Genomic DNA, 21301 nt, shown 5'->3' on the forward strand with positions numbered 1-21301 from the left:
TGGCTTAGACTTTCTGCACTTTCCTGCCAGCCGCCATAGGAGCCATGACCGTGAATATACTCGTCGCTTTGCTACACCATATCGCCGCCTTTACCCTGGTCAGCACGCTGCTGGCAGAACTTGTGCTGGTGCGCCAGCCGCTTACCGTGTCATCGGCTAAAAGCCTGCGCTTCATCGACAGCATTTATGGCCTGAGCGCCATGCTCATCATCGTGCTAGGTGTCTTGCGTGTGATGTACTTTGAAAAAGGCCAGGATTACTATCTGCATAGCCATGCCTTCATGCTCAAGATGACCACCTTTATCATCGTGGGCTTGCTTTCTATCTATCCTACCGTGGTATTCCTGCGCTGGGGCAAGGCGGTCAAGCAAAACCAGTTGCCGGTATTTCCTGATGCTCAGGTCAACACCATACAGACCATATTGAAACTGGAACTGGCTGGCGTCATCTTCATTCTCGCCGGTGCGGTACTCATGGCCAAGGGTTACAGTATGTAAAACGGCATGGTTTTGATGAACACAGGCGACAAGAAAAGTTGTGTAAATGCCTGATTTCTGGCAATCTTTCCACATCATATAGTGCTGCCATCGCACATGGCGGCACAATTATCCGGGACATTGCCATGTATGACGAAAACGACTTTACCGCCGTATCCAAATTCCTGAAGCTGGGCATTAAAATCACATTCAGAAACCCCATGGGGCAAAACCCTTCTTTTCAATCGACCTTCCCCACGCCCAAGGGGGCCACTGTCACCCTGGATGAAAAAAGCCTCTATGATGTAGAGCGCAAACTGCGCGCCCTGATAGGCAGCGACGTACCGGTCAAGACCAAGTTGGCACCATTTACTTATCTGGGGACGAATTTCCGTGGTTTGCTGTACTGTACCAAGGGATCCAATGAATACATCGTGCAGGAGACGCACGACCTGTTTGGCACGGAATCCAAGCGCATAGTACGTACTGCTGAATACTTCATACAACTCTTGAGCTGACGCCTGCCATGCCATGATGGCGTTGCCCAGGGCCGTTGATACCGCACTTTAGTCAATCCAGCGCTATTCTCACTGGCATTTCGTCAATCACCGACGAAAGCCGTCATTCGCCGAAAGGGGCGCGACAAGCGCCTTTGCTTTGGGTATCTTGATCTCACAGAACAAAAACACAGAAGTTTTTGATGATAGAAAGGTCAAGATATGTCTGCAAATTCTGAAACCCAGCGCCACAGCAAAGGCAATTTGTTTTTCGGTCTTACCCTGATAGTTGCAGGTAGCGTCTTTTTGATGGACCGCCTGGACGTCATCCATGCGCTTGATTACTGGTTCTTGCTGCCAGCCATGATCGCCATAGGCGGCCTGGTGGATATCATCAGCCCTGGCAAGCCTGAGCATATTGCCAAAGGCTGCTTCAGCCTGGTTTTTGCCTTGTGGCTGTATGTATCGATAGAACAATTATGGGGATGGAACTTCCGCACCAGTTGGCCTTTGCTGTTGATTGCCTTTGGCATACAGCACCTGGTTGGTGGTTTGCTGGCGGCCAGGGATACGCAAAAATAAATATATACCTTATCTACAACGAATGCTCACAAATACCGGATCATTATCATGAAAAACAATAACCCTCAAGGCCGCATCCTGATCGGGGGCATGCTCCTGATTTTTGGCGCGCTGGCTCTCCTGGACAATCTGAACTTGTTCAATTTTCGCGAAGTATTTCACTTCTGGCCCATGGTCTTCATCTTTATCGGAGCCCTGAAGATTTCAAAAAGCGACACTACAGCAGGCTACATCATAGGCTGCGGCTTTGTTGGGCTGGGTGCTTTGCTGATACTGCATCACATGGGCATCATTTATTTCCGCATGCGCGACTGGTGGCCGGTATTCATGATTTTTGCCGGCCTCATGGTCATCTTCAAGGGCAAGATAGGCGATCAGGAAAAACTCATCAACAATGGCACGAACCAGGATGCGATCTGTAATATCGTTGCTGTCATGAGTGGCAACAAGCTGCAAAACAGCTCGCAGGATTTTCGCGGGGGTGAAATCAATTGCATCATGGGTGGGGTAGAACTGGATTTGCGTGCTGCGTCGATGCAGTCAGAAGCAACCCTGAATGTCTTTGCCATGTGGGGCGGGATCGTCCTGAAGATACCAAATGACTGGACCGTGGTTTCGCATGGCTCGCCCATACTCGGTGGCTTTGATGACAAGACTGTGCCACCGATGCTGAATGCTAAGAAGCTTTACATCAAGGGTTATGCGGTCATGGGTGGCGTTGAAATCATCAACTGAAGATAAAGATCCATGCACCCTATTCTGTCAGACCGCCGCCGTTTCCTGGTCTATCTCATTGCCTGGATGATGACAGGGGTGCTGATCGCCAGGCTACTGGTGGCGGCTGATCTGACAAACTGGTCATTTGCCCTGTTATTCTCTTTACCTTTGGCCCTGTTTGGCAGCTTCCTGACTTCTTCGGCTTATTTTGTCTGTCGTTCACTGCCCTTCAATCGCCGCAGCTTCAGCCTGGCTGCACTGGTGTTTGCCAGTGCAGCTCTGATTTCTGGCCTTAGCTGGCTGGGACTGTGCTATGGCTGGAACCGGGTATTGGTATTGGCATCAGATGATGTCGAAGTGCTGCATCTCAGCAGTCATCTGCTGGTGCTGTTTTTTATCACCGGCTTTGCAGTTTACCTGCTGGCCCTGCTGGCCTTTGATGTATATATCGCCTTCGACAATATACGTGAGGCAGAAAGACGGGAAGCGGCATCGCGACTGCTGGCAAGAGATGCTGAACTACAGGTCTTGCGCTCGCAAATTGACCCGCACTTCCTGTTCAACAGCCTCAATTCCATCAGTGCCCTGACGGCGATTGATGCTAATGCCGCACGCACGATGACGATAGCCCTGGCGGATTTCTTCCGGCAAACCCTGGCGATTGCCGAGAAAGAAAAAATCAGCCTCAAGGATGAATTACGCCTGTGTGAAAATTTTCTGGCGGTAGAAAAAATCCGTTTTGGAAAGAAACTGGATACAGAGTTTGAGGTCACGGAAGAAGCAGAAAGCGCCCTGATCCCACCCATGATACTGCAGCCCTTGCTGGAAAATGCCATCAAGCATGGCATACGTAATTTACCCAAGGGTGGCCTGATCAGGGTGACGATATTCCAGCGTGAAGGCTGGCTGCATATTGCCGTAGAAAATCCCGTCAGCGCTGATCCCGGTAACAGTACGGGCAATGGCCTGGGCCTGGTCAATCTGCGCCAGCGTTTTTTTGCCTTGTATGGCGAACAGGCGCGTGTTAGCTGGCAGCGCGGAGATGAAAAGTTTACGCTGGAAATGGCTTTACCTTTTGAACCCAATAATCAAACCCAATAATCAAAATAAGCATGAGCAAGTATGAATAAGCGCTTACAAGTCCTGATCGTCGATGACGAAGAACTGGCCCGCAGATTATCACTGGAGTATTTGCGTGCTCATCCTGACCTCGACGTCATAGGTGAATGCGAAACCGGGCTGGAAGCTGTCGATGCCATCAACAGACTCAATCCGGACCTGGTCTTGCTGGACATACAGATGCCGCAATTATCAGGGCTGGACGTGCTGGAACTGACAGGCAGGCGCAGCGGCGTGATCTTCACGACCGCCTATGACCAATATGCCTTGAAAGCCTTTGACCTGCATGCGGTTGATTATTTATTGAAACCATACTCCCAGCAACGTTTTGATGAAGCACTGGGCAAGGCACGCAAGCTGCTCATACAGGAAACCTCAGCCAGCTCTCCTACCTCATCAAGCACGCAAGCCCTGGAAACTCTGCTGGCCCAGCAAAGCGAAAAACTGCAACGCCTGCTGATACGTGACCGAGGCCAGGTACATGTCGTGCCGCTGGATAGCATAGATTATGTCGAAGCCCAGGACGACTATATCCTTATCCATGCGGCGGGCAAATCGTATATGAAGACCCAGAGCCTGTCTGAACTTGAAGCCCAGCTTGATGCCGGCAAATTCGTACGGGTACACCGCTCTTTCCTGGTACAGGTCACGGCCGTACAATCAATTGAAAAAACCAGCAAGGACAGCCAGGTTGCCATCCTCAAAAGCGGTGCCCAGGTAGCTGTCAGCCGGGCTGGCAATGAACGCCTGCGTGCCCTGCTGAGTTAGGGCCTGGCGCTTAGTTGATCGCCTTCAATACCAGGGCCAGTTCCGTCCTGGTTTCCTGCATCAGGGCCTCGATATTGTCTTTGTCAATATTCAGCAATTTGAAGCTGACCGGTACCGTGTTCCAGTCCAGCGTATCTATGCTTTCATTGACGAAATGGGCGTCGAGAAAATCTGCCACTGTCACGACGTCGATCAGAGCGACCTTGTGGGTGGGGCCAGGTCTGTGGTCACGGTGGTCCATGACAGCAACACGGATGTCTTCAGAAATTTCCCAGTCTTCCAGTATCGCGCTGCCTATGCTGGCATGCCAGTGGTCGATCAAATCCCATAGCACCTGCTCAGACTTGAACAATTCCTGGTAATGGTTGGCGCGGTTCAGGATATAGAACTTGCCTATATCGTGCAGCAAACCGGCCAGCATGGCCTTGTCAGCACTGAGGCGGGTATAAGTCCTGGCTATTACCATGGCGAGAGCTGCCACCCGCAAACTGCGCCGCCAAAGTCCATCCATCTGGGCAGACAGGCTGCCATTGTATTTATTTTCGGCCAGTTGCTTCATGCCTATGGAGATGGCCAGATTGCGTACCGCAGAAAATCCCAGCAAATTCGTGGCCGCCCGCAAATCACTGATTTTTCGTCCCTGGGCATTGAAACTGGCTGAATTACTCAGGTGCAGTACCTTGGCAGACAACACAGGCTCAGTGCCTATGATGCGTGTCACCATATCAGTAGAGATATCAGCCTGGCTCAGCGCCTTCCTGATCTTCATGGTTGCTCCAAGCGAAGTCGGGAACACCAGCTTTTTGGCAGACAATTCCGCAGTAAAGGCTTCAAGGAAAGCGAATTCAGTGTTTTTTTGGTCTGTCATGATAGCAATAAGAATGCTGACGATTTTTTATTGTACCTTGCGAAACCTGTTTACGCAGGCTTGGCAAAGTCTGCTTACATGAATTATCAATTGCCCCTGCGCAGGCATATCCAATTGGCAGGCTTTAACCACCTTTTGATCCCCTATTCATGCATTTCGTCGCAAAGCCTGTGCAGACAGCATGGCGGGGGCGTAATCTGTATTCATCGCAGTACGATACTGAAAAAACAGAAAACAAAGGGAAATCACCATGAAATCTGCTCAAACCGAACAATTATTCACACTGATGCGCCAGGCTGCCCATGAATTCTTTTATCTTTGTCGCAAGGCATTTCTGGCGATGATGGCCTTGCCTCTGCCGCATTTGTTGGTGATCTGCATGGTGATTGCAGTCGCCCTGATGATATTGCCGCTGGCCCTGAGTATCTTTATCGCTTTCATGATATTCAAACTCATCGTCGTCTTGCTGGCGATTAACATCAACAAGAATCAAAAGCAGGCCAGGCAATTACATCAGGAGCAGTAACAGACAGGGCTGCCCCCATGACAGGAACGCTGCGTGGGGACTGGCTTTACAGAGACGTTGCCGCCCTGGCTGCCTGTTCGTACAAACCTGACAATACCCGCAAGAAGCGCGCGAGTTCGCTCAACTCAAAACTCTCGGTACCATCGCCCGTCAGTGCAGATACCAATACCTGTTCACGGATTTCAGAATAACGGCGGCAGATATCACGGCCCTCTTCATTGGTTGAATACAGGATTTCCTTGCCGCGTTTCTCGGTCTGCACCAACTTCAATGCTTGCAGTTTTTTCAATGAATAATTGACGATATGGGTGTCTTCGATATTCAGGATGAAGGCGATGTCTGCCAGTTTTTTCTCACGCGCCCGGTGGTTGATATGGTGCAGCACCAGCACATCAGTGATGGTCATGTCTTTCATGCCCACCGCAGCCATACACCTGACCGCCCAGCGGTTGAAGGCATTGCTGGCAATGATCATTCCAAATTCAAATTCACTCAATTCTGCACTCCTGCCCTCAGCCAGATGGGAAGAGGAGACGATAGGTACCCTTGGCGTGGCAGTAGTAGCAGTGGATGCTGCCGGGCTAAGGCCGGTTTTTGTGGCAGTTTTGGCAGGCTTGGTCGTGGACATAATGACTCTTTAAAGATAATTTGAATAAAAGACAGGCGTAATTGATAGCCTGATTTTATCTTCTTTGAGAAAAAAGTCAGTCTTTTCGCACTGTTTTATCAATAAAAAATCGATATTTTATGTTTTTATCCACAGCTTTGACGCAGCCACAGCCATGTTTACCTTAGCCGCGCAGCACTTTGCTGTTGCCGGAAATGCTCAATGCCGGTCTTGCCTGCACTTGTCCTTGTAGCTGTGTCTGTGTTTTTGCTTGTGCAGCCTGCATGGCTTTTTCCAGCTTGAACACCGCCACCGTCTCCACCAGTAATTCAGCTTCATCCTGCATGCTCCGGGCTGCGGCAGCCGCCTGCTCGACCAGGGCCGCATTTTGCTGCGTCATCTGGTCCATCATGCTGATAGCCTGGTTGACCTGGACTATGCCGGTATTCTGTTCACGGCTGGCCGCACTGATTTCGCTGATGATCTCAGCCACATGCTGGACTGAGCTGACAATATCGCGCATGGTCAGGCTGGCTTCATTGACAAGTTTGCCACCGGCATCAACCTGGCCGACTGAGTCGGCAATCAGAGCCTTGATCTCTTTTGCCGCACTGGCCGACCTTTGTGACAGGTTGCGCACTTCAGCCGCCACCACTGCAAAGCCACGTCCGTTCTCCCCTGCCCGCGCCGCCTCCACCGCAGCATTCAGGGCCAGGATATTGGTTTGAAAAGCGATGCCGTCAATGACACCGATGATATCGACTATCTTGTTCGAGCTGGCCTTGATCGCACCCATGGTCAGCTCCACCTGATCAATGACCTTGCCACCCTTGCCCGCATGCTGGTAAGCCTTGCCCGCCAGGTCATGTGCCTGGGCGGCGTTCTCTGCATTCTGGCCAACAGTCGCTGTCAGTTGCTCCATTGACGCCGCAGTTTCTTCCAGGCCAGATGCCTGCTGCTCGGTACGGTTGGATAAATCCAAATTGCCATTGGCGATTTCGCGTGAGGCAAGGCCGATATTTTCTGAACTCTTCCTGACCTGGCCTACGGTATTGATCAGGCTCTGGCTCATCTGGTTCAGCGATGTCAGCAATTGACCTGTTTCATCATTACTCCTGACTTCTATATCAGCCCGCAAATCGCCTCCTGCCACGGACTCTGCAAGCAGGATAGCCGCCTTCAGGGAAGCCGTAATCGCCCTGGTCGTCAAAATGGCGATCAACACTGCCACCAGACCCGCGAAAGCCAGCAAGATGATCATCAATACCTGCGCGGCACCCGAGATGGATGCGGCATCGCTGCCGCTGCGTTCCATCTGGCTGGTTTGCAATGTCACCAGTTGATCAAGTGCGGCAAAATACTGGTCTTGCAAAGGGGCAATTTCAGGCAAGACCAGATCCTTGGCCTGCTCCACCTCATTCTCCACCACCAGCTTGAGGAATTTGTCGAGCACAGGCTGATAACGCTGTTTCGCTGCCAGTACGGCCTTCAGCAGTTTTTTCTCTTCAGCCGAGCTGGCCAGTTTGCCAAACTGAGCGAGATCAAGCTCTATCTGTTTGCCTGATTTATCGATGGCAGCCTGTTCAGGCTTTCTCTCATCGAGCGTCGATAGCAGCAAGAGATTGCGCATGCTGCGGGCAATGTGGTCGAGGTCAGACTTGATACGATTGACCGTCGCCGTCTTGGGGTAAACTTCCTTGACGACGAGATTCACGCCCTGGTTGACACGACCCAGTTGCGTGTATCCCGTCACCGTCAGCGCCAGCATGAGCAAGATAACAAATGCAAAACCCAGGCCCAGCTTGTGGCCTATCTTCCAGTTCCTGATGTACTTGTTCAACATGGCTAACCCCTGATTCAAAACCTGCTAAATTTGCGGACGAGTCAGGCCAGCGGCAAGTGCAGGCACTTGCCGTCGATCTGCTTACTGCCATTTATCTACTGTCAGACGCCCAGGTAGGCTTTCTTGACGTCTTCATTGTTGAGCAGCTCTTGCCCCGTACCCTGCATGACGATACGGCCTGTCTGTATGACATAACCGTTATGCGCAATTGCCAGTGCCTTGTGCAGGTTTTGCTCAACCAGCAGTATTGACATACCCTGTTCATTGATCAGTTGTATGGTGTCGAGTACCTTGGTGACAAACTTGGGAGCGATACCCCAGGATGGCTCGTCCAGCAAGAGCATCTTGGGCTTGGCCATCAGACCACGGGCTATCGCCAGCATCTGCTGCTCACCACCACTCATGGTGCCAGCGAGCTGGTAACGCCTTTCCTTGAGAATGGGAAAGAGCGTGTACATGGTGTCTATGGATTCAGCCACTTCGTCATCATCACGGCGGGTATAGGCACCGAGTTGCAGGTTTCTTTCTACCGTCAGGCGGGCGAAGATGCGCCGCCCTTCCGGCACCAATGACAGGCCCAGCCCCACCCTTTTGCTGGCCGGGATTTTTTCCAGTGGCTTGCCATCGAATACGATCTGCCCTGCATCCGCCGCATTCAAACCGGCAATTGCCCGCAAGGTAGTGGATTTTCCATTACCGTTACCACCGACCAAGGCGACGATCTTGCCCTTCTCAACATCAATATCAACTTTGGACAAGGCCAGCACGCCGTCATAACTGACTCTCAGATTTCTTACTTGCAGCATCATTCATCTCCCAGGTAGGCAGCGATCACTTTGGGATCGTTAGATACTTGTTCAGGACTGCCTTCGGCAATTTTCTTGCCATAATCAAGCACAACTATCGCATCGGCAATCGGCATGATGCCCTCCAGCACGTGCTCAACGATGAGGCAGGAAATACCTTCTTCACGGATTTTCAAGACCACATCTACCGTCTCTCTTACTTCGGTCGGGTTCAGACCAGCCATGACTTCATCCATGAGCAACAGACGTGGCCGGACTGCCAGTGCACGTGCCACCGCAAGGCGGCGCTGCTCGCTGATAGTCATGCTACCTGCAGGCTTGTCCCTGAACTGCCCAAGGTTGACGAAGTTCAGCAACTTGGTGGCACTCTGCCGCGCATCCCCCACATTCTTGTTGATCAGGAAGGCGCCAACCATGACGTTTTCCAGCGCTGTCATGCTGGTGAAGGTACGCGCCACCTGGAAGGTACGGCCTATGCCTGCACGTGCACATTGCTCGGGGCTCATGCCTGACACCTTGATGTCATTCATCCAGATTTCACCAGTCGTAGGTGGGGCATAACCGGCAATGCAATTGAACATCGTGGTCTTGCCTGCACCGTTCGGGCCTATCAGGCCAACGATCTTGCCAGCACCGACTTCAAAGGAGACATCCTGGTTGGCGGTAATACCGCCAAAGCGTTTGCTGACGCTTTCTACTCTTAACAAACTCATGCTGCCTCCCTTTTTGCCTCTTGTACATCCTGCTCTTTTTGTGCCTTGACTGCTTTTCTGCGTGCAAAAAATTGCTTGACCCAGCCCATGACACCGGTCGGGTAATACACCGCGATGACCACGATCAAGGCCGCATAAATCACCAGGTCAGTACCACGGCCAGATCCACCAAACAGGGCGCGCGTACCTTCTTCAATGAAAGTCAGTACACCGGCACCGATGACCGGCCCCAGCAAAGTACCCACCCCACCAAGGATAGACACCAGTGCCATCTTGATCGACAGGCCGGTATGCAGGACTGAGCCCGGGTCTATATACAATTCCTTCTGCGCATACAGGCTGCCACCAATCGCCGTAAAAAAGCTGCTGACGGCAAAAGCTATTTGCTTGTAACGACTGAGGTTGATACCCAGGCTGCGCGCTGCATCTGGTTCATCCTTGATGGCACGGAAGTAGTAACCGAGATAGCTGTGTTCTATCCAGTAATTCACTGCCAGTGTTACCATCAAGAGACCGAGGGCGATGTAGTAATACGGTGCCTTGTCGGTAAATATCATGCTGGCCCAGCCTTGCTGGTCCATAGGTATGGTCAGGCCAACGGCAGCACCCGCATATTCCCAGTTCGTGAAAATGATCTGGATGATTTCAGCCACTGCGATAGTCGCCATGCCAAAGTAATGCCCGTTGAGACGAAAGCATGACCAGCCTATGATGAGACTGATTGCTGCCGCCAGTATGCCGCCGCAGATCATCGCCACCCAGGCATTCAGGCCAAACTGTGTCAGCAACAATGTCGAGGTGTATGCACCCAGCCCGTAAAAGGCGACATGCCCCAGCGAGACCTGGCCTGCATAACCACCGACGATATTCCAGGCCACACCCAGTTGCGCTGCCATCAAAATCAATATCGCCAGATTCTGGTGCGAAGGGTCTTTGACTACGACGGGTACCAGCAATGCAGCCAGTACGCACAAGGCCAGCAATATGTATTTCACCGAGGAATTACCATGTGAATCTGGCGCCAGCAACTCTTGCGCCGAGATCACGGTTTTGTCTTGTATGTTCATTTTTGTACCTTCTCTTCTACGCTATTGCTTGCCCATCAACCCTTGCGGACGGAACATCAGTACCGCCAGGAACAAGGCCAGTACCAGTGCCAGCTTGTATTGCGGCCCGATGAGAAAACCGCCCATGACTTCAATGACACCAACGATGATCCCGGCAAACAAGGCGCCGATAACACTGCCAAAACCACCGAGATTCACGACCACAAAAGCAATCAGGATGAAGTTCGCCCCCACTTCCGGGAAGATGGGAAAGAAAGTAGACAGCAATGCGCCCGCCACACCAGCACAGGCAGCACCTATGCCCCAGGCCATGGCAAACATTTTTTGTGAATCTATACCCATCAGTTGAGCTGCTTCCTTGTCAGCCGCAGTGGCTTCCAATGCCGCGCCGGCACGGGTCTTGGTCAGGAACAGGTAAATACCCATGGTCACCAGGACTGCTCCAACACCGGCAGTCACCTGCGGCATGCCCACCTGTATGCCGAATATCTGTACCGCGCCAGAGACGACGGAATGATCAACCGTCCTGAAATCCGGTTTCCAGAAAAATTGTGCCAGGCCACGGAACAGCATCATCAGGCCAAAGGTCGTAAAAATTTGCGACAACATCGGCGCATTGGTGATCTTCTTGATGATGAGCTTGTACAACACTGTGCCAAGCGCAAACAGGAACAGTGCCGTTAAAGGCAGGGTAAACATGGGGTCCAAGGCGAACAGCGAGTACATCCAGAAACTGGAGTACATGCCGAACATCAAAAACTCACCATGAGAAAAATTGACGATATCCATGACGCCAAAGATCAGCGTCAAACCTATCGCCACCAGCGCATAGATCAAACCGATCAGTATCCCTGACGCCAGGGTTTGAATAATAATTTCAAGAGACATTTTCTCCTCGCACTTCCTCTTATGTATAGCTATGTAAAACCGACCTCATGTATCGTCAGGTATCGTCAGATAGCGCCCGGCATTTTTTACTTTCTGTTGCCCTTGCCCGGTAATAACCGGGCAAGTTTGCTTCATGTCTTGCTGAACATATTATTTACGTTGGTCCCACTTAGGCATAGGCCAGACCACGTCTTTAGTCGCCAGGTCAAAAGGCCATACGGTGTTGTATTTACCATCAATGATCTGCACCAGGATGCCGGAACCCAAAACGTTCTGACCATGCTCGTCAAACTTCACACCCTTCCACGGCATGATCAGTTTATTGGCAGGGATATTGGTTTCTGTCAGTGCTTTACGGATGGCTTCTGGCTCGGTAGAACCGGCGCGGTTGATTGCATCGACCAGTGTCATCAAACCAGTAAAGGTGCGGGAGGAATTACCGGTAAAGTCAGCCTTGTATTTGCTGTTATACAAATCATTGACTTGCTTGATCAGCGGGTTATTTTTTGCCAGATCAGGCGACCAGACTTCGCGGGTGATGACATAATCAGCATCCTTACCCAGGGTGCGGCGGAATTCCGTATCCGTAAAACCAGCATTGTTTGCCAAAATCATGTCAGGTGAAAAGCCCAGTTCCTTATAGGTTTTCATCGCCATGATGGCGTCGCCCAGGTAAGAAGACTGCATGACAACCTGCGGGCTGGAAGATTTCAATTGCTGTACTTCAGAAGTCAGCTGTGTACTTTTTGCTGGATAGACGATGGTCTTGACCAGGTTATAGCCCTTCTCGCCTGCCAGCTTGGTTTCCAGCTTGGTGGTTTCATTGCCCCACAAGGTATTTTCATTAAAGGTAGCCAGTTGCTTGACCTTGATACCCTTCTTGGCTTCGAGCTCCTTGAAGAAATCAAAGAAATTATGAACAAACAAATCATCATGGGCCGTGGTACGGAAGAACCATTTGAAACCACGCTGTGTCAAGGTAGAAGAAGATGATTCAGGGTTCACATAAGGAATCTTGTATTTTTCTGCGACCTGGCTGGAAGTAGCGGTCACATTACTGAAGTAAGCCCCCACCACAGCAACCACTTTTTCCTGAGTGATCAATCGCTCAGTTTCTGTCGCGCCGATTTGTGGATTGCCCTGGTGATCAGCAAATACCAGCTTGATCTTTGCGCCTTTCAGGTTAGGTAGACCGCCACCAGCAGAGAAAGGCAGGTTGGGAATATTTTTTGCGCCATTATTGACGATGTCAGCAGCCAGTTCCAGTGCATTTTTCATTTCACTGCCTGAGGATGCAGCAGCACCTGACAATGGATAGATAACGCCTATCTTGATTTCTTGCTGCGCATAGGCAGAGTAGCAAAAACTCAGACCCAGGCTGGCCAGAAGACCGGCGCGGGCAATTTTTTTGATGGTATTTGTAAACATTATTAAACGCTCCAATTTAATTAAATGTAAGCCCTCTGCTAATACTTTGAGGAGAGCCCTTTCCTATGCTGCTACTTCTGCCCTTGTCTGCACTTGCACAAACCTGCCCGAGCTTGTCAGTCAAAGATTTACTTCATCGACCTTTCAGTCGTGTATTTCAATAAAATCGCTACTTCTTCACTGCTTGCGGTTTTCAACCACTCCCTGACAAACTGCTCACCCAGTCTGTCGAGGTTATTTCTTAATAGTGCATCTACCCGGTCAACTTTGATCTTGTTATTGCGCAGCTGGTTTTCATACCCGGCATCACTGTCGCGGCTCATATTCCAGCCACGCTTTTCTGCAGCCTGGGCTGCCTCCAACATCTTCTTTTGCGTATCAGCTGACAGTTTGGCAAACACTTTCTGGCTGATGAAAACAATATTTTTTGGTATCCAGGCATTTGCCTGGTAGTAATACGCCATCTTGCTCCAGGCCTTGGTTTCCACTCCAGTCCAGCTGGAAGTGATCATCACATCCAGTTTATCGCTGGCGATTGCCTTTTCCAGGTCTATCACCTGCACAGGCACTGCCGTTGCCATTGCCAGTTCCGCAATACGTTCACTGGCCGGGTTATAACTGCGCATGCGCATACCCTTGAAATCTGCCAGCGAGCTCAACGGCTTTTTCGAATACAGATTCTGTGGCGGCCACGGTACTGAATACAGTAACTTCAAACCACGCTTGGTCAGAGCTTTTTCCACTTCAATTTTGGAAGCCATCCACAGATTATGTGCATCTTCATAACCCCTGACAGTGAATGGCAAAGAGTCAAGTCCAAACACCGGTATCTCTTTCGCCAGGCTGGACATGATGACTTCCCCAGCCTCAGCCTTTTCATTCACCACACCAGGAAATATCTCCGCTGGCTTCAATAAACTACCAGCAGGGAACACCGTCATCTTCACCTGGCCATTGCTGACAACTGCTACTTCCTTGGCAAACTGTTGCAAATTCATCGTCTGGAAATTATCTGCAGCATAGGCGGTGGCGATGCGTATATCCACTGTCTCAGCCTGCGCGCTGGCGGTCATGATCGCAGCTACCAAAATATAAATACCAACAAATCCCTTACGAGAAAGAGCAGATAAGCAGGAAAAACTCAGCTTGTTGCGAATTGAATCTGACATCATTTGCTCCCTCAATGTTTTATATCGTAAACGTTTTATCGATAAATCGTCAATAAAATATCTTACATTTAATCTCAATAACTACTACAATATCATCAAAGGAAAAATCTACAAGATGTTTATAAAGTTTTTTTCCTTGCTGTTATTAAGATGAAAACCAGTAAGAAAAGAACTGCACCACGCTGTAGCGGCGATGCACAAGAACAGTGAACTTTTTTGCTTTTTTAATATTAGGTATCCATTACTTCTGATATTTCCGGGCATAAAATGCAAACAATTATTTGTCTGATTTTTGACACAAAGTTTGCAGGCACGGACAGAAATGGCTACAGACCGGGATAAGACTTTGCCGAAGAAACGGCAACATCTCTTTATGAAAGGTGGTTGCAAAATGAACGAACAGAAACAGGCACACAATGACTTCGTTGAAGATCAACGCTGGCAATTCTGGATAGATAGAGGTGGTACGTTTACCGATATCGTGGCGCGCCGCCCGGATGGCAAATTACTGACCCATAAACTGCTGTCAGAAAATCCTGAACAATATAAAGATGCTGCCGTTGCAGGCATACAAGGCTTGCTGGGTTTGAGCGCAGACCAGAATATCTCACCTGAACTGGTGTCTGCCGTGAAGATGGGCACCACCGTTGCCACCAATGCCCTGCTGGAACGCAAGGGTGACCCGACTGCTCTCATGATCACCAAAGGTTTTCGCGATGCCCTGCGCATTGCGTATCAAAACCGCCCCCGCCTGTTTGACCGCCATATCGTCTTGCCTGAACTCTTGTATGAAAAAGTCGTGGAAGTTGATGAACGCATCGATGCGCACGGCAATGTCTTGCAAGCCCTGGATGAAGCTGCAGTCAAAAAAGAACTCGCTGCTTTATATAAAGATGGCTACCGGGCATTGGCCATCGTGCTCATGCATGGCTATAGACATACCCAGCATGAAGACATCATAGGCAAACTCGCTGCTGAAGCTGGCTTTACGCAAATTTCGATTTCCAATCAGGTCAGCCCCATGATGAAGCTGATCTCGCGTGGTGACACGACCGTAGTAGACGCCTATCTGTCTCCTATCCTGCGTCGCTATGTTGATCAGGTTGCCAGCAAGATGGACGGCGTGCGTCTGTTCTTCATGCAAAGCAATGGCGGCCTGACAGATGCACACCGCTTCCAGGGCAAGGATTCCATATTGTCAGGCCCGGCAGGCGGGATCGTCGGCATGGTGCGTACTGCACAGACTGCGGGCTTTGACAAGATCATCGGCTTTGACATGGGCGGCACCTCGACGGACGTGTCTCATTATGCTGGCGAGTTTGAACGCGAATTTGAAACCCAGGTTGCCGGTGTCAGGATGCGCGCGCCAATGATGAGCATACATACCGTTGCTGCCGGTGGTGGCTCCATCCTGCATTTTGACGGTACTCGTTACCGCGTAGGCCCGGACAGCGCGGGTGCGAATCCCGGCCCCACCAGCTACCGGCGCGGTGGGCAGTTGGCCGTGACTGATTGCAATGTCATGCTAGGTAAAATCCAGCCCAGCTATTTCCCTAAAGTATTTGGCCCCAAAGCAGACATGTCGCTGGATCATGATGCTGTCGTCGAGAAATTCACTGCCATGGCAGCAGAGATAGAAAAAGCCACGGGCATACGCAAATCGCCGGAAGAAGTGGCTGAAGGCTTTATTGAAATTGCCGTCGGCAATATGGCCAATGCCATCAAATTTATCTCGGTTCAGCGCGGCCACGACGTGACTGACTATACTCTGACCACCTTCGGTGGCGCAGGCGGTCAGCATGCCTGCCTGGTGGCAGATGCACTGGGTATGACTAAAGTATTTGCTCACCCATTCTCAGGTGTCTTGTCTGCTTATGGCATGGGCCTGGCAGACCAGACTGCCATGCGCGAACTGGCGATGGAATTGCCACTCGCCCCCGCCTCCATACCCGCGCTGGAAAAAGAACTGGCACGCTTGTCCGATGCGGCCAGCAATGATTTGCTGAGCCAGGGTGTGGCACCAGAACACCTCAGCGTCAAGCAACGTGTGCACTTGCGCTATGAGGGCACCGACTCTGTCATCGTCGTGGCCATGCAGGATATTGCCAGCATGATCTATCAGTTTGAATCTGCCTACAAAAAACGTTATTCCTTCCTGATGTCCAACAAGCAGCTCGTCATAGAAGCGATCTCTGTCGAAGCCATAGGTAATTCTGGCGAGGGCAATGAAAGTGTAGAGCACCTGCCACCACGCGAGAATGGCCAGACTTTGCAACCCGTGGAAATCGTCCAGTTATTTTCTGGTGGAGAATGGCATGGCACAGACTTGTATAACCGTGATGACATGCGCCCCGGTGACAAGATCAAGGGCCCGGCCATCATCGCAGAAAAAAATGCGACGAACATCATAGAACCTGGCTGGGGTGCAGAAGTCACAGCGTTGAACCATTTGGTATTCACCCGCCTGGAAGCACGCCCCAAACGGCAGGCCATAGGCACCAAGGCTGACCCGGTCATGCTGGAAGTATTCAACAACCTGTTCATGAGCATCGCCGAGCAAATGGGCTTGCGCCTGCAAAATACGGCCTTCTCGGTCAACATCAAGGAGCGTCTGGATTTCTCTTGCGCCCTGTTTGATGCAGAAGGTAACCTGATTGCGAATGCGCCGCATATTCCTGTGCATCTGGGTTCCATGGGCGACAGTATCAAAACCATCATCCGTGCCAATGCCGGCAGCATGCAGCCGGGCGATGTGTATATGCTCAATGACCCGTATAACGGTGGCACCCACTTGCCTGATGTTACTGTCATCACACCGGCCTTCAATGCAGAAGGCACCGAGGTCTTGTTCTATGTAGGTTCACGTGGCCACCATGCTGACATAGGTGGTATCACGCCTGGTTCCATGCCCGCAGACAGCACGGTAGTCGAAGAAGAAGGTGTGCTGATCAATAACTTCAAACTGGTCAGCGCTGGCAAGTTCCTGGAAAAAGAAACCATAGCCCTGCTCTCTTCCGGCAAATACCCTTGCCGCAATATCCATCAAAACCTTGCTGACTTCCAGGCGCAGATCGCCGCCAACCAGAAAGGCGTCGATGAATTGCTGAAGATGGTGCAGCACTATGGTCTGGATGTCGTGCAGGCCTATATGGGCCATGTACAAGACAATGCTGAAGAAGCAGTAAGGCGTGTCATCACTGCCCTGCAAGACAGCAGCTATGAATACAAGCTCGACAATGGCGCCATCATCAAGGTTGCGATTCGTGTTGATCATGCATCACGTTCTGCAGAAGTCGATTTCACTGGTACTTCACCGCAACTGAATAACAATTTCAATGCACCAAGTGCTATTTGCATGGCAGCCGTATTGTATGTATTCAGGACCCTGATTGATGATGATATCCCGCTCAATGCCGGTTGTTTGAAACCGCTGAAAGTCATCATCCCTGAAGGTTCGATGCTGAATCCGCGCTACCCGGCGGCGGTAGTGTCCGGTAATGTGGAAACCTCAAGTTGCATCACCAATGCGCTGTATGGTGCGCTGGGCGTGGTGGCATCTTCACCTGGCACGATGAATAACTTCACCTTTGGTAATGATGATTACCAATACTATGAAACCATCTCTGGTGGCTCTGGTGCAGGTGAAGGTTTCAATGGTACTGACGTAGTGCAAACCCACATGACAAATTCACGCCTGACTGATCCTGAGATACTGGAATGGCGTTATCCGGTCAGGCTGGAGAGCTATGAAATCAAGCCAGATTCAGGCGGTGCAGGCCGCTGGCATGGTGGTAACGGTGGCGTGCGCAAAATACGCTTCCTGGAAAACATGACGGCTTCGATACTCTCGAATAACCGCGTGTATGCACCCTTTGGTGCGGCTGGTGGCGCAGCAGGTGCCTGCGGCAAGAACTATGTAATCAGGAATGATGGCAGCACAGAAGAGCTAGGTTTTGTGGCCAGCACCGACATGCAGCCTGGCGACATTTTTGTCATTGAAACCCCTGGTGGTGGCGGTTATGGAAAGGCATAAAACTGTCTGCTACGACAGCGACAGCATCCACCATAACCAAAACATGAACTGAAAATGTGGTCAGTGACTTCAGTCACTGACCATTTTTTGTATCAAAAATCCAGAGCGTAAATATTACCCTCAGCGCAATTTCAACTTTTTAACAACGCATCATCTATTTTTTATCAACGTTTTATAAACAATTTATATGTAAACATTATATTTTTCATCGATAATAAATTACCGACTGCAATCACAGGAAATCCGGTTGGTAATCGCCCTTATCGCTTGCACCAGACAGCATGCATGCTCACAGCAAAGGCGATTCTTTTGACAGCAACATCGTTTCCTTATCTATTTTTTGAGAGAACCACATGAAAAAGACTTCCCTCGCTTTGGCCATATTTGGCGCGATCAGCGCGTTCGCCGGATCTGCCATGGCACAATCATCCGTCACCATTTACGGCATCGTCGATACCGGCATCGCATTAGAAAGAGGCGGCAGCGCTGGCTCTGTCAGCAAACTGACGAGCGGCATCGGTTCTGGTTCGCGCCTGGGTTTCAAAGGTACTGAAGACCTCGGTGGTGGGCTGTCTGCCTTCTTCCTGCTTGAAAGCGGTATCAATGTCGATACCGGTTCCCTGGGCCAGGGCGGCCTGATGTTTGGACGCCAGGCTTATGTCGGCGTCAAGGGTGATTTTGGTACGCTGACTGCTGGTCGCCAGTACACCCCAGAATATTTGACACTGGCTTTTGCCGATCCTTTTGTCACCGGTTTTGCAGGCGACGCGGCCAATATCATGCCTAACTCTGGTGCCGGCTCCAGCCGCATGGACAATACCCTGAAATACGTGACACCATCTTTTGATGGCCTGACTGGTGAGTTGGCTTATGGCTTTGGTGAAACCGCTGGTGACACTTCTGCCGGTCGCCAGCTTGGTGCCGCGATTGCCTATACCTCTGGCCCATTTGCTGTACGCCTTGGTTACCACAATCGCAATAACGACACAGCCACATTGAAGAATACCGATGATGGCAAAACCACTTTGCTGGCTGCGACTTATGATTTTGGCGTGGCAAAAGCGCATCTGGCATACGGCGTCAACAAGGGTCTGAACAGCTCACCGTTACGTAATACTGCCAATCCATTTGGCAGCCTGATTGCACCAACTGCATCGACAGATTCCACAGACTTTTTGCTGGGCGTGACTGTGCCATTTGGTAATAACAAGATTTTGGCATCGTATATCCGCAAAGATGACAAGACAGTCAAGAACCAGGATGCCAGCCAGTTGGCGGTGGCCTATATCTATTCATTGTCCAAACGAACGGATCTGTATGCAGCCTATGCAAAGATAGACAACAAGAATGGTGCTGGCTACACGGTAGGCAGCGCGATTGAAGCAGGCTCAGGCGACAGCGCCCTGCATGTGGGCATACGTCATAGTTTTTAATGCAGGTAACAACGCAGAATAAGCGCACATCATCAAGCGACACAATGAATTGACTTTGCTTCAGGCAATGAGTCTACTTCTTCCGAACAGACTCATTGCCATCTGAAATTTCAAAGCATGTTTTGATGAGTGTGGCATCTGAAAGAGGTAACAAGATGCGCACCATTTTCCACTCCCTGCTGGCAATCTTGCTGGCACTTTCCTGCTCTATTTGTTTTGCCGCCACGTTCAAACTGGCGAGCCTGAGTTACCCACCCTACGAGTATATAGAACAAGGTGAAGTCAAAGGCATAGCCGTCGATATCATCAAGGAAGCTTTTCGCCTCATGGGGCATCAGGTCAGCATCAATATCTACCCCATGCGGCGCAGCCTGGAAATGGTAAAGAATGGCGAGGCCGACGGTATCTTCACCGTCTTCAAGACTCCTGAACGTGAGAAATACATCATCTACAGCAATGAAGCAGTCTTGCAGCTCACTATCAGCCTGTGGACCAGGAATGACAGCAATATCAATTTTGACGGAGAACTAGCGCGCCTCGCCCCTTACCGGTTTGGCGCAGTCAGAGGCATCAGTTATGGCAGCAGATTTGATGAATTCATCAAGAGCGGCGTTCTGAATGTGGAACTCGCCAGCGACCAGACCAGCGCTATCAGAATGGCGCTGGCGCAACGCTTCGACATCCTCATCAGCAACCATGCAGGGGCAATACATGAAATGAAGAAGATGGGGCTGCTGAATGATTTCAAGGTGCTCTACCCTGTCGTGCAGGAACAGGAAACCTTTTTCGGCTTCGCCAAAAAAGCGCATCTTGAGCCATTAAGGGACGAGCTTGATCAGGTGCTGAAACAACTCAAACAGAATGGCTACTACGATTTGATATACAAAAAATACCGGGATGTCGTGACACCCCGGTAAAGTTTTTTATTGGCGATGCAGATTGATTGCATCGCGCGTTTCCAGCGCTACGCGGCGAACAGCATCAGCAGCACTTTCACCAGTTGCTGGCTGGGCATACAAAATAGCGCGCGAAGAATTGATCATCATGCCTGTGCCATTTGCTGTTTTACCTGCCTGCACAGTCGCTGCAATATCACCGCCCTGCGCACCTATGCCCGGCACCAGCAAAGGCATGTCACCGATGACAGAGCGTACCTGCGCCAGCTCTTTTGGGAAGGTAGCCCCCACCACCAGCGCGCATTGGCCATTGGTATTCCATTTATCCGCCACCAGTTGCGCCACATGTTGATACAGCGGCTTGCCACCGACATCGAGGAATTGCAGGTCAGAGCCACCTGCATTGGAAGTGCGGCACAGCACGATGGCGCCACGGTCTTTCCATTCCAGGTAAGGCGCAACTGAGTCGAAACCCATATACGGATTGACTGTGACTGCATCGGCGTCATAGCGCTCGAAAGCTTCACGTGCATATTGCTCTGCTGTTGCGCCGATGTCGCCACGCTTGGCATCAAGTATCACCGGAATATTTGGATAAGTAGCCTTGATGTAAGAGCAGATTTCTTCGAGCTGGTCTTCTGCGCGCAGGGCGGCAAAATAGGCAATCTGTGGTTTGAAGGAGCAAGCCAGGTCAGCAGTCGCATCAACCACGGTTTTACAGAATGTATAAATAGCATCCGGCTTACCGGCCAGATCAGCAGGGAAGCGGCTGACATCAGGGTCCAGGCCTACGCACAACAGGGAATTATTGGCTGTCCAGGCAGCGGAAAGTTTTTCTATGAAAGTCACGGTTTACCTCTTACAG

The 21301-nt window shown here is 50.8% G+C and carries 20 protein-coding genes; 10 read left to right on the forward strand and 10 right to left on the reverse strand.

The features are described 5' to 3' along the window. Positions 1–50 precede the first annotated feature (50 nt). The 6 genes from UNDYM_RS17010 (at position 51) to UNDYM_RS17035 (ending at position 4159) form a co-directional block, all read left to right on the forward strand. Positions 51–497, forward strand: coding sequence for a DUF2214 family protein (locus UNDYM_RS17010; protein WP_162042090.1), 447 nt, complete (start codon positions 51–53; stop codon positions 495–497). 125 nt (positions 498–622) lie between these two features. Beyond that, positions 623–994, forward strand: coding sequence for a hypothetical protein (locus UNDYM_RS17015; protein ID WP_162042091.1), 372 nt, complete (start codon positions 623–625; stop codon positions 992–994). 201 nt (positions 995–1195) lie between these two features. Beyond that, a complete protein-coding gene (locus UNDYM_RS17020; RefSeq protein ID WP_162042092.1) occupies positions 1196–1555 on the forward strand; it encodes a LiaI-LiaF-like domain-containing protein in 360 nt (119 codons plus the stop codon). A gap of 48 nt (positions 1556–1603) precedes the next feature. After that, a complete protein-coding gene (locus UNDYM_RS17025; protein WP_162042093.1) occupies positions 1604–2290 on the forward strand; it encodes a LiaI-LiaF-like domain-containing protein in 687 nt (228 codons plus the stop codon). Positions 2291–2302: 12 nt separating this feature from the next. Continuing rightward, entirely contained in the window at positions 2303–3373 is a 1071-nt protein-coding gene (locus UNDYM_RS17030) for a sensor histidine kinase (protein WP_162042094.1), read from the forward strand. A 21-nt stretch (positions 3374–3394) separates the two neighbouring features. Next, on the forward strand, positions 3395–4159 hold the full coding sequence (locus UNDYM_RS17035; RefSeq protein WP_162042095.1) for a LytTR family DNA-binding domain-containing protein: 765 nt from the start codon (positions 3395–3397) through the stop codon (positions 4157–4159). Positions 4160–4169: 10 nt separating this feature from the next. Here the strand turns inward: UNDYM_RS17035 and UNDYM_RS17040 are convergent, their stop codons facing one another. Further along, complete coding sequence (locus UNDYM_RS17040; protein WP_162042096.1) at positions 4170–5027, reverse strand: HDOD domain-containing protein; 858 nt, start codon at positions 5025–5027, stop codon at positions 4170–4172. A gap of 250 nt (positions 5028–5277) precedes the next feature. Here UNDYM_RS17040 and UNDYM_RS17045 point away from each other — a divergent pair, with 250 nt between their 5' ends. Further along, the gene (locus tag UNDYM_RS17045; RefSeq protein WP_162042097.1) at positions 5278–5553 is read left to right on the forward strand and encodes a hypothetical protein; all 276 of its coding nucleotides are present in this window, start codon (positions 5278–5280) and stop codon (positions 5551–5553) included. A 46-nt stretch (positions 5554–5599) separates the two neighbouring features. On the opposite strand, the gene UNDYM_RS17050 is transcribed toward UNDYM_RS17045, so the two are convergent. The 8 genes from UNDYM_RS17050 to UNDYM_RS17085 all read right to left on the reverse strand — a co-directional run bounded on the left by UNDYM_RS17050 (position 5600) and on the right by UNDYM_RS17085 (position 14074). Beyond that, entirely contained in the window at positions 5600–6181 is a 582-nt protein-coding gene (locus UNDYM_RS17050) for a winged helix DNA-binding protein (protein WP_162042098.1), read from the reverse strand. Positions 6182–6344: 163 nt separating this feature from the next. Continuing rightward, positions 6345–8003: a methyl-accepting chemotaxis protein gene (locus UNDYM_RS31255; RefSeq protein ID WP_162042099.1), complete on the reverse strand. Its 1659-nt coding sequence runs from the start codon at positions 8001–8003 to the stop codon at positions 6345–6347. A gap of 101 nt (positions 8004–8104) precedes the next feature. Further along, on the reverse strand, positions 8105–8809 hold the full coding sequence (locus UNDYM_RS17060; protein WP_162042100.1) for an ABC transporter ATP-binding protein: 705 nt from the start codon (positions 8807–8809) through the stop codon (positions 8105–8107). Continuing rightward, positions 8809–9522, reverse strand: coding sequence for an ABC transporter ATP-binding protein (locus UNDYM_RS17065; protein WP_162042101.1), 714 nt, complete (start codon positions 9520–9522; stop codon positions 8809–8811). Before UNDYM_RS17065 ends, UNDYM_RS17060 begins: the two co-directional genes overlap by 1 nt. After that, positions 9519–10589 carry a branched-chain amino acid ABC transporter permease gene (locus tag UNDYM_RS17070; protein ID WP_162042102.1) on the reverse strand — a complete coding sequence of 357 codons (1071 nt, stop codon included), beginning with the start codon at positions 10587–10589 and terminating at the stop codon, positions 9519–9521. Before UNDYM_RS17070 ends, UNDYM_RS17065 begins: the two co-directional genes overlap by 4 nt. Before the next feature lie 21 nt (positions 10590–10610). After that, positions 10611–11477: a branched-chain amino acid ABC transporter permease gene (locus tag UNDYM_RS17075; RefSeq protein ID WP_162042103.1), complete on the reverse strand. Its 867-nt coding sequence runs from the start codon at positions 11475–11477 to the stop codon at positions 10611–10613. Positions 11478–11627: 150 nt separating this feature from the next. Next, positions 11628–12905 carry an ABC transporter substrate-binding protein gene (locus tag UNDYM_RS17080; RefSeq protein WP_162042104.1) on the reverse strand — a complete coding sequence of 426 codons (1278 nt, stop codon included), beginning with the start codon at positions 12903–12905 and terminating at the stop codon, positions 11628–11630. Positions 12906–13033: 128 nt separating this feature from the next. Then, positions 13034–14074 (reverse strand): TRAP transporter substrate-binding protein, encoded by a 1041-nt coding sequence (locus UNDYM_RS17085; protein WP_232063522.1) that lies wholly within the window; start codon positions 14072–14074, stop codon positions 13034–13036. A gap of 391 nt (positions 14075–14465) precedes the next feature. Here UNDYM_RS17085 and UNDYM_RS17090 point away from each other — a divergent pair, with 391 nt between their 5' ends. From UNDYM_RS17090 to UNDYM_RS17100, 3 genes are all read left to right on the forward strand, one after another. Beyond that, entirely contained in the window at positions 14466–18107 is a 3642-nt protein-coding gene (locus UNDYM_RS17090) for a hydantoinase B/oxoprolinase family protein (protein WP_162042105.1), read from the forward strand. Positions 18108–18460: 353 nt separating this feature from the next. After that, a complete protein-coding gene (locus tag UNDYM_RS17095; protein ID WP_162042106.1) occupies positions 18461–19540 on the forward strand; it encodes a porin in 1080 nt (359 codons plus the stop codon). A gap of 155 nt (positions 19541–19695) precedes the next feature. Continuing rightward, complete coding sequence (locus UNDYM_RS17100) at positions 19696–20457, forward strand: ABC transporter substrate-binding protein (protein ID WP_162042107.1); 762 nt, start codon at positions 19696–19698, stop codon at positions 20455–20457. Positions 20458–20463: 6 nt separating this feature from the next. On the opposite strand, the gene pyrF is transcribed toward UNDYM_RS17100, so the two are convergent. Continuing rightward, positions 20464–21285, reverse strand: a complete 822-nt coding sequence (gene pyrF, locus UNDYM_RS17105; protein ID WP_162042108.1) for an orotidine-5'-phosphate decarboxylase — start codon at positions 21283–21285, stop codon at positions 20464–20466. Positions 21286–21301 lie beyond the last annotated feature (16 nt).

It is taken from the genome of Undibacterium sp. YM2, from assembly GCF_009937975.1.
In the GTDB taxonomy this organism is placed as follows: Bacteria; Pseudomonadota; Gammaproteobacteria; order Burkholderiales; family Burkholderiaceae_D; genus Undibacterium.